This is a genomic window from Thermosporothrix hazakensis (assembly GCF_003253565.1).
Classification (GTDB): domain Bacteria; phylum Chloroflexota; class Ktedonobacteria; order Ktedonobacterales; family Ktedonobacteraceae; genus Thermosporothrix; species Thermosporothrix hazakensis.
Genome location: NZ_QKUF01000001.1, coordinates 1,026,762 through 1,039,307, shown reverse-complemented (window position 1 = coordinate 1,039,307; position 12,546 = coordinate 1,026,762). Strand labels below are relative to the sequence as shown.

Below are 12,546 nucleotides of genomic sequence, written 5' to 3'. Positions count from 1 at the left end.
AATGAGGAAGAGGGGGAAGGCGGAAGGGTGATCCTTCCGTCTCCCGATTTATGATCTGTTTAGCCCCAGCGCTGACGTAATCTGGGCAAAATTTCTTTCGCATAGAGTTTCAGGAAGCGCGACTGATCATTGCCCGGAGCATGGAAGACCAGATGTGTAAAACCAAGCTCAATATACGGGCGGATCTGCTCAATATGTTCTTCTGGGTCATTGGAAACGAGCCAGCGACGATGGGCCTGATCTGCAACCTCTTCGGCTTTGCGCTCCATCTCCCGGGGATCATGAATCGCAACTTTATCTTCTGCTGGCAGCGCCAGAGCGGCCCAGATACGGGTATCTTTCAGGGCGCGATCCCGGTCGGTATCGAAGGAAACCTTTATCTCAATCATGCGCTCGATCTGCTCGGGATCTCTCCCGGCTGCTTTCGCGCCTGCGTCTAATCCCGGTATCAATTTATCCCGATAGAGCTCATCGCCCTTTCCTGAGGTACAGATGAAGCCATCTCCCAGACGACCCGCAAGTTTTGCTGCAACAGGTCCCCCGGCACCCATATAAATAGGTATCGGCTGTGAAGGCTTATCATAAATGGTTGCATTGCGTGTATGGTAATACTTGCCGTCAAATGTGACCAGATCTTCAGTCCAGAGGCGGCGAATAAGTTCTACCGACTCTCCAAGACGGGCAAGACGTTCTTTCGCCGATGGCCATTCAATATTGGCAACAGCGATCTCATTGAGCGCTTCACCTGATCCTACGCCCAGGATGATACGACCGGGGGTCAGCACTCCAAGCGTGCCAAACGCCTGCGCTACCACCGCTGGTTGATACCGAAAAGTTGGCGTTAAAACGCTGGTGCCAAGCACAATCCGCTTTGTGCGCTGGCCAACAGCGGCCATCCAGGAAGGTGCGAACGGGGCATGTCCGTCGGTGTGACGCCACGGCTGGAAGTGGTCGCTGATCCAGACGCTATCAAAACCATTGTTCTCTGCTTCAATTGCCAGATCAAGCAGATGTTGAGGGCCAAATTGTTCGGCTGATGCTTTATATCCAAGCTTTAATGGAAAGCGTGCCATTTTTTGTGATTCCTCCAATGCTTATCCCAATAAAAGGGGAAAAACACCTTCGACCGCTCGTCACTCTGGCCGAAGGTGAATATTCTTTTTAGTGTACCTAAGGAAACGAAAGTTGCTCCCTTTATTTACGGAATATTTGGGAGCTTTTGTCAAGATGAACTGTATACTCTCGTTATTCTCTACTATTGGATCTCTATTCTATTTTAGCCCGCTGCAAGAAGGGCAACCTTTGTTGCATGGTCCAGATGGTCGGGGATCTGGATTCCATCCGCGCGGAGATAATGGAGGAATGCCCGCGCCATCTGCGTGAGGTCGGTAAGCATATCTGCGTCGGGGGTTACGTCGTCTTCCCACCACCATTGAGAGATGGTCCAGATACCTTTTTCCAGCCGCGAATCAAGTCGGGCGATAAAGCGGTTCTTATAGAAGACAGGTAGGACATAATAGCCCCAACGGCGTTGTGAGGCTGGTTTGTAGACTTCCCAGATATACGAGAAGTTGAAAAGCTGTTGCAGGTTTTTGCGATCCCAGAGTAGATTGTCCAGTGGACCAAGAATCCGCATGCGGTCGGCTGGTATGGAGGTGGTATCAAGCAGCGGCAGGGCGCTTGTCGGGATATAGTACGGCGTCTTGAGCGTTTCGATTGTGACCTGCGTGATGGTTCCCTCTTCGAGCAACTCGGCAATAACACGCTTGCGACCCTCGGCTTTGCCGCACACGCTCCAGATAGCCGGATCGGCTGCCAGACGCAGGAGACCAACAGCCTGAATGCGACGCGCTACGATCCAGCGAAGGTAGGCGTCATGGTCGGCCAGGAGAGGCTGCGCGAAATGTTTGGCAGGAATGACGCGCTCCGGTCTATCATAATAGTGGCGGCCATTTTTGCGATGATGGGTAAGCAACTCGCCGCAGACCCACATGGCTCGTAGGGCACGATTGATCTGGGTGATACCGTACCAGGAGTTCCTTTCTCCATAGCGTGCCCTTTCCTCAAATTCAAGCGAGGAGAGCGGCCCACGGGAATCAATTGCTGCCATGATGGTACGTGGTAGATCGGGATGCAGCCCCAGAATCTCACGATCGTGGTAAGGGCGGTGATGGGCACGGATAATTGCGCGCAAGGGCCAATCGCTAACAGGAACAAGGCAGGCCTGTTTATCCCAGGCATCGTAGATCAAGCGATCCTGATAGGCCGCTGTTTGCCAGTCATCCACCTGATAGCCGGGAATACGCGCCTGAAAGACAAGGTCCGGATTGCGTCCAACCGGGTTCAATGGATCATATTGTACAGTGCCCAGTTGCTCAAAGATCGCTGGCAACGTTGTCGGCTGAAAATGGTAGCTCGCCAGAAATTGGCGAGCCTGTGGTAGAGAGAGATGAACAGTCATAGGCTGGTTTCCTGCGATATTATTGAAGAGTTATTGGGCTGCCTTGCGTTGCAACCAGTTTTGAATGTATTCGGTATGCTCCTGATAGTGGCTGAATGTGTTTCCGTCTACGAGTTCCCAGAGAAGATATTTGTCAGTCCAGCATGGAGGCCGATTTAACATCTCTTCGGGCGTCTGCTCAACACTCTGCACTGTCTGAGCATAGGTATCCTCAAGCTCTTGCTGCACATCAGCCAGAGAACGGTGTCTGTTCTCCTGAAAGATGCGTTCATTGATCCCATCAATGTCGAGTCCCTGGTCACGATCCTCCGGAGTGATACCCGCCCGCGCCGCTGCTAGATCGTCTATCAGGCGTTTATGCCAGGCGCTCAAATGTGCAATGTTATCTTTGATTGACCATTCACCATTGACTCCTGGTTCCTGTAATTGCTGCTCATCGAACTGAGCAAGGAAGGTTTTAAGGGCGTCATGCCCTTCCTGAATTTTTCTAAGCAATTCTGCTTTTGCAATTGGGTCGGCAGGCATAATGTTTACTCCTTCGTAATATATTGTATATCGTAATATATGCCAGTATACCATGTCCTGTGCTAGAACTGGATTTCATGAGCTGGAACGACCCGGACCCGATATTCGCCCGTCTGAAACCAGTTTAAAAGCTCGTTATGATGGCGAATGATCTGTTCTGCTGAGAACGATGACGAATCAGAGGTTGTATGTGCATCGGAGACAAGTGTTACGTCATAGTGATGTGCGGTCGCGCTTCGCGTGGTGCTATCAACGCAATACTCGGTCTGACCGCCAGTGACAATCAGGTGGGTAATGTGGCGCTTCTGAAGCTCAGCCTCAAGCTCGGTCTCATAGAAGGCATCGCAGGCCTGTTTACGGATAACCGGCTCCTCTGGTGCTGGCGCGATAGCTGGATGAAGCTGCCAGCCCGGTGTATCAGGCTCCAGCGGGTCACCAGCAGGGCCATCATGTTGCACATAGAGAACCGGGAGCTGCTTCGCGTGGGCTTTATCAAGCAGTGTGCGGATGGTGTTCAAGGTCTGTTCTGATTGATAGGCTCCTTCGAGTAAGCCTACCTGCATATCAATGATAAGAAGCGCGGTGTGATCCTTCATGGCCTGGACTCCTTTACCGAATTGCTGAAGCATTCTTTTTGCTTCTCATCTTGAGTATACCAGCATATCAGGTTATAATTTGACCTGTTTAAGGCGGTTCTGTCTGCTGCTCTCAAACCGGAGAACTGTTTCACTTGCGTGGCCTCCGCTCGTTGAGGATGGCGGTTCGCACCATGACCAGGAGCCGCCTGAAGTAGTTAGATGAGAGGGGAGAATGAATGTATTTTCCGACGACACGTGTCCTGACTGTGCTGGAACTCCTGCAATCACGCTCAAAGATCAGCGGACCGGAACTGGCGGAGCGCCTTGAGGTCGATATCCGAACGGTGCGACGCTATATCATGATGTTGCAGAGTATGGGGATCCCGGTTGAAGGTGGGCGGGGACGCTATGGGGCCTACTATCTGCGCCCGGGCTTTAAGCTGCCTCCCTTGATGTTTACTAACGATGAAGCGTTTGCCCTGACGCTCGGTTTGCTGACGGTCCGTAAACTGGGGATGGCTGATGCTGCTCCGGCTGTGGAGGGAGCGCTTGCCAAGCTGGAACGAGTGTTGCCGCGCGGCCTGAGTGATCAGGTGCAGGGACTCAAAGAGGTGCTCAGTGTCGATGTGCGGGAAGTACAGGCGCTAACACAAAGTGCGATTATTGCTACGCTGGCGGCAGGGGCGCGTTTGCGCCGTAGAGTCTGGGTACGCTATGGCGCATATGACGCGGAGGCGACAGAACGCGAGATTGATCCGTATGGGCTTGTGTGTCGGGCAGGGTACTGGTACACGGTCGGGTATTGCCATTTGCGGAAGGACCTGCGTAATTTCAGACTGGATCGTGTGGAAATGGCTGAGCTACGAGACGGGACCTTTACCCGGCCAGAGAACTTTGATTGTCTGGAGTTCGTGGTGAAATCACTGCCAATGACGCCTGCTCGCTGGTTCATTGAGCTCTGGCTTGAAACCTCGCTGGAGGAAGCGCAGCGCTATGTCTCACCTGCACTGGCAGTCCTGGAACCTGTTCCGGACCATGAGCGGATGGTAAGCTTTCGCTGCTATGTCAATGAACTGGATTGGATGGCGCAGATCGTGGCGGGGTGGCCTTTCCCGATCAATGTTCGTCAGCCGGCGGAGTTACGAGAGGAATTGAAGCGTCTGGCTGATGTGCTGAAAATGCAGGCCGAGAGAACCCTTTAAAGCGTGTCCAGGTCGCGACATGCTCGAAACCATATCGTGCATACCAGTTTTTAGGCCAATCGGCTGCATCGGCTCGCAGGCATAGTCCCTGTAGTCCTGCTGTAGTGGCAAGCTGACAGATGGCGTGCAGGAGCTCATTGCCGAACCCTTTTCCCTGATAGGCCGGGATGATATTGACATCTTGTAGCCTTCCAACTTTGCCATAGGGCGTATTGCAGCATACCAGACCGATGCCTCCAACGATGGCCCCTTCAGCGTGCGCAAGATACCAGGCGCTTTCTAGATGGCGCTGGCGCCAGCGAATATGCTCGATCATGCGTCGAATGGTGCGAGAATCGGTGATGCCGAACGCTTGCTCTCCCTGGAAGCGATAGGCGAACATGGTTGCCCAATCGGCTTCGTTTTGGGCTGGAGTGAGCCCCAGACGCAGGGAATGGATGTCAGGAAAGGCGGAAGCTGGCAGCCACATCCCCCATTCATGCTGCATGCGAACGGTTGGCGGTTGAGGCTCTGGAAAGAAGTCGGCCCATTCACCCGGAGCCAGTACGATCAGCTCGAAGGGGTGGAGGCAGGGAAGTGAGAGGTCTCTGAGTGCCTGACCGGGCTGTTGTATCCAGAGCTGATGAGAGCTGTGCTGGTCGTGCCAGGCGCAATTATAGGTAAGCTGACCCGCCGGAAGCTCAAGGATATGATTGCCTGCTGTCGCGATGTGCCATTCGGTTCGCCAGACAATATCCGCAAGATGGTGCATGCTTTTCTTCCTTTCAACAGAGCTGTCTTCTCCTCTTGAGGGGAATTCCAGAAAAGAAGGAGATAGGTTCTTCTAAGACAATAGAAATAGTGTATATATAGAAAAGCTTTTCTATAGAATGGGTACTCGAATTTTTCGCGAGGGCACTTTATTTTTCCTGCCCAATCGGACAGATTGCTCGAAAGGGACAAGCCTGGCATTTCCGTGCATTCTGGGTTTTCAGAACAGGCTGTTCCTTTTCATCGCAGGTACTCATTGCTCTGAGTTGTCGAAGCACTTTTTTGCGCAGCGCAGGTGTATACTCGACCGTAAAATCTCGGTCGGCATAGCGAAGTATGCCATGTGTTGGCGCTTCATTCGCGTAGTCTTCCAGGATCAAGCAGTACGCCGCTACCTGGATGACATGGTTGCTATACGGTTGTGTCGCCCCTTTGGTAGAAAGCTTGAGTTCAAGCGGCATGAGGCGACCATCCCGTTGCTGAATCACATAGTCAGGCTTGCCGATAAGCGGGTATGCGCTGGAACTGAGCGTTGTTCCCTGGCCATCGGCATCTTTATAGACCAATGTTCCTTCTGGCAAGCGTAACGCCTGATAGTAGGCGGTCTCCCGACGCTGTTGCTGGTGCTGCCGCTCGTTCCTCAGCAGGAGGAGCAGGGCAACCGATGTAATAAGCAGAACAAGGCCAAAAGCGATCGATAATGAACCCATAAGCCCTCTTTATCGTCCCAAAAAGAGACCTGCTACGATCAGGATGATGGCAATGAGAAGCATGCAGAGTGCAATCAGTGTCAATCTGTGCAACAGATCATTTGATGATGAGTGCGCTTTTAGACCACGTTGAGGGCCATGATCATAGTTGATATGCTGGTGGATACCCTCATTGAAGGCATTCTGGCGAAGGAGCAGTTGCTCGATCACCTGATACTCAGGAAGGGATGGAGCCTGCGAGCCGTATTCGTGCTCAAGCTCGACCAGACGGGCAAAAAGCTCTTCTGTATCGGCCCGGGCTGTGGGGCCGAAGTGCTCGTACCACCAGGAGAGAGGGCAGTACTCGAACTGCGCAATCTCGCTGGCGGTAAACAGTCGCTGTGATTGAGGTGGACGAGGCGTATTGTCGATGTTATCAATCATAGCGCATCCCGTCAGTGCCTCTCTAGGCGGCAGTGCCTCGCAAGCCGAGCTGATCTGCAACCTCACTCATGGCCTGAATAACATTCGCGATATGCTCTTCAAGCGGAATACCCAGTTCTTCTGCCCCTCGTACCAGATCTTCACGGTTAACCCCGGCGGCAAAGCCTTTCGACTTCATCTTTTTCCGCACAGAAGAGACTTCCAGCCCGATCACGCTTTTATTCGGACGCACAAGGGCAGTGGCTGTAATCATGCCGGTGATCTCATCACAGGCAAACAGCGCACGTGAGAGCAGGTCATTGCGAGGATTGGTCTCTTGATTGAGGTCGTTATGCGCCAGAATCGCATAGATAATGCGCTCGTCATATCCTTCTTCGCGCAGCCAGTGGGCGGCCACCTGCGTATGGCGCTCTAAATCGGGGTATTCTTCATAGTCGCAATCATGCAGGAGACCTGCAATTCCCCACAGTTCCTCGTCCTCCCCGTATTTCCGGGCATAGAAGCGCATTGCAGCTTCAACAGAGAGCATATGTTTTTGCAGGTTCACGTTTTTGACATGACTGGTCATCAGTCGATAGGCATCTTCTCGTGTTGGCATAGGAAACCTCTACAATTAGCAGAAAATAAAATGATGTCTTTCCGGTTTTATTGAAGCTATTATACTACATCCCGATGGTTCTGCATCCTCCCGCTGTTGGGGCAATCGGAAAAAGGGGCCAGAAGTCCGCTTTCGCCATCCGTTATTTATGATAGTTACTTCATTTCTAGAAATACTACATTGACAGAGCCTGCATCTTCTCTGTTCTAGATGTGATCTCTGTCTATCCTGAACCGGTTACACTTGGATTGCGATGAAAAAAAAGACTGCTTGTTTTAGTATTGATTTTTTTTCATTTTATGTGTTATAAATTATCTAACTTTTAGAGCTTTCTTCCAGGGATACGAATTGCCTCTTTGTTTGTATTCTTTGGTGGAAACGTTTTCTCCTGATGTGCGCTCAAGATTATCCAACAGGAGGAATTATGGAACGGACCTTTTCTGCATCGGGGAGGATGCGTAACCTGGCCTGTATCCTGTTGCTTATGGCAGTGTTGCTGAGTCTGGCAGGGTGTGGGCTGAATGCCAATGCGAGCGGAGATGGGAAGATACATCTGAAACTCTGGTACTGGAACCGCTCCATTGATGATAACCTGCTTGCACAGGTGAACAAGGTTTTTCCGAATGTGGTCCTGGAACCACAGAAGATGTCAGATTATGACGCAAAGGTGCGTACCACAATGGCGGCTCATAATGGGGTCCCCGATATTCTGGCAATTAACTCCAACATCTCCATCTATTTCCCGGACGAAGATCAGTTTTATGATCTCAATACTCTGGGCGCGAAAGAGATCAAGTCGCAGTACCTTGAATGGAAATGGAATTACGGTCTGACTCCGAAGAATCGTCAGATCGCTATTCCGATGGATACAGGCCCGACGGCCCTCTTCTACCGGGCAGATCTCTTTGAGAAAGCTGGTCTTCCAAGCGATCCTGAAGAAGTCTCTGCACAGATCAAGACCTGGGACGATTACTTCGCACTGGGCCAGAAGCTCAAGCAGGCAACGAACGGACAGGTCTACGTGGTGGACAGCCTGACCAACCTGTATACGCAGCTCATGTCACAAAGCCCGAAGCTCTACTTCGATCGGGACGGAAACTATATCGGCGATCAGGAGCATGTGAAACGGAATTGGGACCTTGCCGTGAAGGCGTATCAGATGGGCATTGATGGCAAAATTGTCAGCAGTGAGTGGAACAAGGCCGCGAACAACGGGCGTATTGGCGCTTTTGTTCACGCTGTCTGGGAGAAACAGATCCTGGCAGATGCCGCGCCCGATACAAAAGGAAAATGGCGTATTGCTCGCGCCCCCGGTGGTGATGGAAACAATGGCGGCTCTTTCCTGACGATCACCAAATATTGCCAGCACCCGAAAGAGGCGTTTGAAGTAATCAAGTGGCTCCAATCTCCCCAGAACCAGTTAACCGCGTACAAAACCATGCAGCTCTTTCCCTCAGCACTCGATGCCCTGAAATCACCCGAGCTTGCTCAGCCTGAGCCATTCTTTGGCGGTCAGCGCACGACTGAGATTTTTAGTGCGGCTGCTGTAAATGTGCCTAATAGCTATTCTGCCCCTGATGATAGTGTGGTGAGCACCGCGATTACCGATCAGCTCACGCTGATTGAGCTTCAGGGAAAGAATCCCGAACAGGCCTGGCAAGATGCACAGAACGAAGCACGGAGAGTTTTGTTGCGGTAACGATTCCAAACAGGAGACTTGAAGGACGCGTCATTGTAGACGCAAAAGGAGTAGCTAGTTATGGGCAGCTTGAGTCCGGTTGCGACAACGATGAGTGGGAGCAAGAGTAGCGCGGGTGCTACAACTGCACGGAAGAACTTTAAGCGCTATATTCCGATGTACCTATCTGTGGCACCCTTTTTCATCCTGTACCTGGTATTTGGCCTTCTACCATCACTGTTCACCCTGTACCTGTCGTTCCAGAAATGGGATGGTATCGGCGAGATGAAGTTTATCGGGCTGAATAACTTTATCTTTGCCTTAACCGATCCCAAGTTCGGCAAGTCAATCATCAACACCTTTCTGATCTGGTTCATGTCCACAATACCGATGCTCTTTCTGGCATTGCTGATGGCCTTCCTGCTGAACCAGCGGAAAAAATCGAAGTTTCTTTATCAGGTAGCGTTCTTCCTGCCTTACGTGACCTCGATTGTGGCGATTACCCTGATCTTTAACTCCTTCTATGGGTCAGAGTATGGCCTGATTAATGTGATACTACGCGCCATTCATTTGCCCGGGATAGAATGGCTTTCTGATCCCTGGGGGATAAAATGGTCAATTGCGATCATGGTCATCTGGCGCTGGACTGGCTATAACGCCCTGATCTATATGGCCGGTTTGCAAAGCATTCCAACGGAGCTGTATGAGGCAGCCCGCATTGACGGTGCAAGTACGAAAGACATCTTCTTTCATATTACGCTTCCACTGCTACGCCCGGTCATTCTTTTTACAGTGATCTCCTCGACAATTGGCGGTATGACCCTCTTCACTGAGCCTCAGGTTATGCTGGGCAACGGTGGCGGTCCGGCGGCTGAGGGCCTGACGATGTCGCTCTATCAGTATGGCCAGGCATTTGTGAGCTTCCGCTATGGCTATGGTGCCGCGGTGAGCTGGCTGATCTTCTTGATCCTGCTGGTGTTCACCTTTATTAACTGGAAAGTGGTCAACCGGGGCGATCGGTAAAAAGGAAAGGAGTCCGAAAGATGATAGGCGTAGCACCGCAACAAAACCATTTGAGCGCAAAGGGTCCCGGCTACTGGGTCAAGACCATTCTGGTTGAAGGTTTGCTCTTGCTTGGACTGATTGCTTCTGTGTTCCCGTTCTATTGGGTCTTCGTCATGTCGACCAACACCACCAGCGATATCTACAGGGTACCGCCAAAAGTGATCCCGGGTGGTAATCTCTGGACCAATGTGACGAATGTCCTGACGAATATGGATTTCTTTCAGAGCTTTGCGAACTCGCTGATTGTTTCTCTTGTATGTACTGTTCTGGCGTTGTTCTTCTGCTCAATTGCAGGATTTACCTTCGCGAAATTTGAATTCCCGGGGAGGAATGTGCTGTTTGCCTTGCTCCTGGGCACAATGCTTATTCCAACTGCCGGTTCAACTGTGGCCTCGTTTGTGATCATGGCAAATCTTGGCTGGATTGGCACATTTCTCCCGTTAATTATACCGGGAATGGCGACCGCCTTTGGGATCTTCTGGATGCGTCAGTATGCCCTCTCGGCGATTCCAAATGAGCTGATTGACGCGGCCCGTCTCGATGGGTGCGGCCATTTGCGGATCTACTGGCACGTCGCGTTGCCAGCGTTGCGCCCGGCGCTTGGCTTCTTTGGCATTCTGACCTTTATTACCTCCTGGAATGACTATCTCTGGCCGTTGATTGTCTTGAATGATCCCAGGATGTACACCTTACAGGTCTCGCTGACCTCACTGAAGGGGGTGTATGACACTGACTACAGCATGATCATGGCCGGAACGTTGATGTCAACGATTCCGCTCATTATTATCTTCTTCCTGGGAGCACGACAGTTTATCGCCAATATTTCAGCCGGCGCGCTGAAGTTCTAGAGCGATAGTCACTGTTGTCGGGTGCAAGAGGCATGCGTCCTGACAATGGATCTGAAAATGAAGATGAAATAACGAGCGCACACTAGAGAGAAGAGCGAGTCACCCGGTGAAAAGGGTGGCTCGCTCTCTCTGTCTGTCTTATCTGGCTTATGGCTAGAGGGGTTTCCAGGGGTTTTGTTGTTGTCCCTGTTGTGGCGCTGTCCAGGGACGCTGTACAACCGTAGCCTCATTCCCGTTTGCGGCGGGCTGTTGCTGCTGAGGCGTAAAGGGCGAATTGCCTATGCCCGGCATTGACGGCACGTGTGGCATAAAGCCTTGCTGTTGTGGTTGGACCTGCGGCATAAAGCCCTGCTGTTGTGGTTGGACCTGCGGCATGCTGCCTTGCTGTTGTACAGGTGCTCCCGACTGTGGCTGGAAAGGAGGTCCCGGACGGCGAATCACTGTCGCATCAGGATCGGCGTTCTGCTGTTGCGGTTGTCCCCATACCGGTTGCTGACCCCATGCGGGCTGCTGAGGCTGTTGTGCATTCCATGCAGGTTGCGCTTGTTGACCCCATGCAGGTTGTTGCGGTGTGGAATGGCGTACCACTGTGACATCTGGTGAGGAGCCCTGCGGTGCGCCTGAGAACGCCGCCTGACCCCATGCAGATTGCTGCTGTGGTTGTCCCCATGCGGGTTGTTGTTGCTGAGGTTGTTGCTGACCCCATGTGGGCTGCTGCTGAGGCTGTTGTGCATTCCATGCGGGCTGCTCTGTGCCGGGAACTTCAGGGGACCAGTTCTGTGCGGTAACCTGTGCCTCGGTTTCCTCGGGTTCCGGCTTCTCACGCATCTGCAAAACGAGACGCCAGATATAGATAATTGCAAGAATAGCCACACAGCCACCGAGGATGTATTTGCCCCATCCTCCCATGATGTGGTCAATCTGGGTGTAGTTTTCTTTGAGGGCGTAGCCGCCAAAAGTCAGACCGATATTCCAGAGAGATGTGCCAAGCAGGGTCAGGAGCAGAAATGGGACGATTTTTACTTCAGCAACGCCTGCCGGGAGTGAGACCAGAGAGCGAATACCGGGAATGAAGCGACAGAAGAAGACGACCCAGATGCCATATTTGTCGAACCAGGCATCCGCTTTGCGAATATCCTTCCCGGAGACAGTAAGCCAGCGACCGTATTTATTAGCAAACTTCACGAGTCGCGCGGTACCGACGAATTTCCCCAGATAGTAGAAGACAATGGCACCGGCCATTGAGCCAATTGTTCCCGCTAAGGCAACAAAGACGGCATCCAGGGGATTCTTGGCGATAGATCCTCCCCACGGCATGATGACTTCTGAGGGGATGGGTGGAAAGAGCACCTCCAGAAACATAAGTATGCCTATACCGGGGTACCCGAGGGCCTCAAATGTTTTAACGAGGCTATCAATGATCTGGCTCATGAAGTGAGTTATCCTTTCACTTTGTCAGGGCTTTAAGCTGAAACGTGTGTATGTTCAAGGCGATTGAGTGTAAAAAGGCATAGTTTTTTTTATTTTATAGACGATGCAAACTCAGATAAGTTGTTTCTCATGGGAAAGATGGTAAAAATACCATTATTCTCCGGTGCTTTCTCGAAAATTGTACCATAGATTATCTTAAATCTAGATGAATCGAGAGCATAGATAGCTATAAAGGTTAGGGATAGCTCTATGAGTGGGGGAGAAGAGAGGCATTGCA

13 protein-coding genes are annotated in these 12,546 nt (G+C 51.7%); 4 read left to right on the top strand and 9 right to left on the bottom strand.

Features of this window, described 5'->3' with window-relative positions:
* Positions 1–59: 59 nt before the first annotated feature.
* The 4 genes from fgd to EI42_RS04440 form a co-directional block, all read right to left on the bottom strand.
* The gene (gene fgd / locus EI42_RS04455) at positions 60–1,073 is read right to left on the bottom strand and encodes a glucose-6-phosphate dehydrogenase (coenzyme-F420) (protein WP_111319202.1); all 1,014 of its coding nucleotides are present in this window, start codon (positions 1,071–1,073) and stop codon (positions 60–62) included.
* Between the two features lie 203 nt (positions 1,074–1,276).
* Positions 1,277–2,461, bottom strand: a complete 1,185-nt coding sequence (locus EI42_RS04450) for a DNA glycosylase AlkZ-like family protein (protein ID WP_111319200.1) — start codon at positions 2,459–2,461, stop codon at positions 1,277–1,279.
* Between the two features lie 30 nt (positions 2,462–2,491).
* Positions 2,492–2,986, bottom strand: coding sequence for a ClbS/DfsB family four-helix bundle protein (locus tag EI42_RS04445; RefSeq protein ID WP_170142344.1), 495 nt, complete (start codon positions 2,984–2,986; stop codon positions 2,492–2,494).
* A gap of 62 nt (positions 2,987–3,048) precedes the next feature.
* Positions 3,049–3,582: a cysteine hydrolase family protein gene (locus EI42_RS04440; protein WP_170142343.1), complete on the bottom strand. Its 534-nt coding sequence runs from the start codon at positions 3,580–3,582 to the stop codon at positions 3,049–3,051.
* 218 nt (positions 3,583–3,800) lie between these two features.
* Here EI42_RS04440 and EI42_RS04435 point away from each other — a divergent pair, with 218 nt between their 5' ends.
* Positions 3,801–4,766, top strand: a complete 966-nt coding sequence (locus EI42_RS04435) for a helix-turn-helix transcriptional regulator (RefSeq protein ID WP_111319194.1) — start codon at positions 3,801–3,803, stop codon at positions 4,764–4,766.
* On the opposite strand, the gene EI42_RS04430 is transcribed toward EI42_RS04435, so the two are convergent.
* The 4 genes from EI42_RS04430 to EI42_RS04415 all read right to left on the bottom strand — a co-directional run bounded on the left by EI42_RS04430 (position 4,681) and on the right by EI42_RS04415 (position 7,247).
* Positions 4,681–5,517, bottom strand: a complete 837-nt coding sequence (locus tag EI42_RS04430; RefSeq protein ID WP_111319192.1) for a GNAT family N-acetyltransferase — start codon at positions 5,515–5,517, stop codon at positions 4,681–4,683. The genes EI42_RS04435 and EI42_RS04430 overlap by 86 nt on opposite strands.
* A 148-nt stretch (positions 5,518–5,665) precedes the next feature.
* The gene (gene cas4 / locus EI42_RS04425; protein ID WP_111319190.1) at positions 5,666–6,226 is read right to left on the bottom strand and encodes a CRISPR-associated protein Cas4; all 561 of its coding nucleotides are present in this window, start codon (positions 6,224–6,226) and stop codon (positions 5,666–5,668) included.
* Positions 6,227–6,235: 9 nt separating this feature from the next.
* Complete coding sequence (locus EI42_RS04420; RefSeq protein WP_111319188.1) at positions 6,236–6,649, bottom strand: hypothetical protein; 414 nt, start codon at positions 6,647–6,649, stop codon at positions 6,236–6,238.
* A gap of 22 nt (positions 6,650–6,671) precedes the next feature.
* Positions 6,672–7,247, bottom strand: a complete 576-nt coding sequence (locus EI42_RS04415) for an HD domain-containing protein (RefSeq protein WP_111319186.1) — start codon at positions 7,245–7,247, stop codon at positions 6,672–6,674.
* Between the two features lie 424 nt (positions 7,248–7,671).
* Here EI42_RS04415 and EI42_RS04410 point away from each other — a divergent pair, with 424 nt between their 5' ends.
* Genes EI42_RS04410 through EI42_RS04400 form a run of 3 tightly spaced genes read left to right on the top strand, consistent with a single transcriptional unit; the run spans position 7,672 to position 10,838 of the window.
* Positions 7,672–8,946, top strand: coding sequence for an ABC transporter substrate-binding protein (locus tag EI42_RS04410; RefSeq protein WP_211326011.1), 1,275 nt, complete (start codon positions 7,672–7,674; stop codon positions 8,944–8,946).
* A 60-nt stretch (positions 8,947–9,006) separates the two neighbouring features.
* Entirely contained in the window at positions 9,007–9,948 is a 942-nt protein-coding gene (locus EI42_RS04405; RefSeq protein ID WP_246046320.1) for a carbohydrate ABC transporter permease, read from the top strand.
* A 20-nt stretch (positions 9,949–9,968) separates the two neighbouring features.
* Positions 9,969–10,838, top strand: a complete 870-nt coding sequence (locus EI42_RS04400) for a carbohydrate ABC transporter permease (protein WP_111319184.1) — start codon at positions 9,969–9,971, stop codon at positions 10,836–10,838.
* 153 nt (positions 10,839–10,991) lie between these two features.
* Here the strand turns inward: EI42_RS04400 and EI42_RS33085 are convergent, their stop codons facing one another.
* Positions 10,992–12,269 carry a DedA family protein gene (locus tag EI42_RS33085; protein WP_111319182.1) on the bottom strand — a complete coding sequence of 426 codons (1,278 nt, stop codon included), beginning with the start codon at positions 12,267–12,269 and terminating at the stop codon, positions 10,992–10,994.
* Between the last annotated feature and the right edge of the window lie 277 nt (positions 12,270–12,546).

Coding starts and splice junctions, on each gene's coding strand:
- fgd (WP_111319202.1), bottom strand. CDS start 1,073: ATGGCACGCTTTCCATTAAAGCTTGGATATAAAGCATCAGCCGAACAA.
- EI42_RS04450 (WP_111319200.1), bottom strand. CDS start 2,461: ATGACTGTTCATCTCTCTCTACCACAGGCTCGCCAATTTCTGGCGAGC.
- EI42_RS04430 (WP_111319192.1), bottom strand. CDS start 5,517: ATGCACCATCTTGCGGATATTGTCTGGCGAACCGAATGGCACATCGCG.
- EI42_RS04400 (WP_111319184.1), top strand. CDS start 9,969: ATGATAGGCGTAGCACCGCAACAAAACCATTTGAGCGCAAAGGGTCCC.
- EI42_RS04440 (WP_170142343.1), bottom strand. CDS start 3,582: ATGAAGGATCACACCGCGCTTCTTATCATTGATATGCAGGTAGGCTTA.
- cas4 (WP_111319190.1), bottom strand. CDS start 6,226: ATGGGTTCATTATCGATCGCTTTTGGCCTTGTTCTGCTTATTACATCG.
- EI42_RS04420 (WP_111319188.1), bottom strand. CDS start 6,649: ATGATTGATAACATCGACAATACGCCTCGTCCACCTCAATCACAGCGA.
- EI42_RS04415 (WP_111319186.1), bottom strand. CDS start 7,247: ATGCCAACACGAGAAGATGCCTATCGACTGATGACCAGTCATGTCAAA.
- EI42_RS04410 (WP_211326011.1), top strand. CDS start 7,672: ATGGAACGGACCTTTTCTGCATCGGGGAGGATGCGTAACCTGGCCTGT.
- EI42_RS04435 (WP_111319194.1), top strand. CDS start 3,801: ATGTATTTTCCGACGACACGTGTCCTGACTGTGCTGGAACTCCTGCAA.
- EI42_RS04445 (WP_170142344.1), bottom strand. CDS start 2,986: ATGCCTGCCGACCCAATTGCAAAAGCAGAATTGCTTAGAAAAATTCAG.
- EI42_RS04405 (WP_246046320.1), top strand. CDS start 9,007: ATGGGCAGCTTGAGTCCGGTTGCGACAACGATGAGTGGGAGCAAGAGT.
- EI42_RS33085 (WP_111319182.1), bottom strand. CDS start 12,269: ATGAGCCAGATCATTGATAGCCTCGTTAAAACATTTGAGGCCCTCGGG.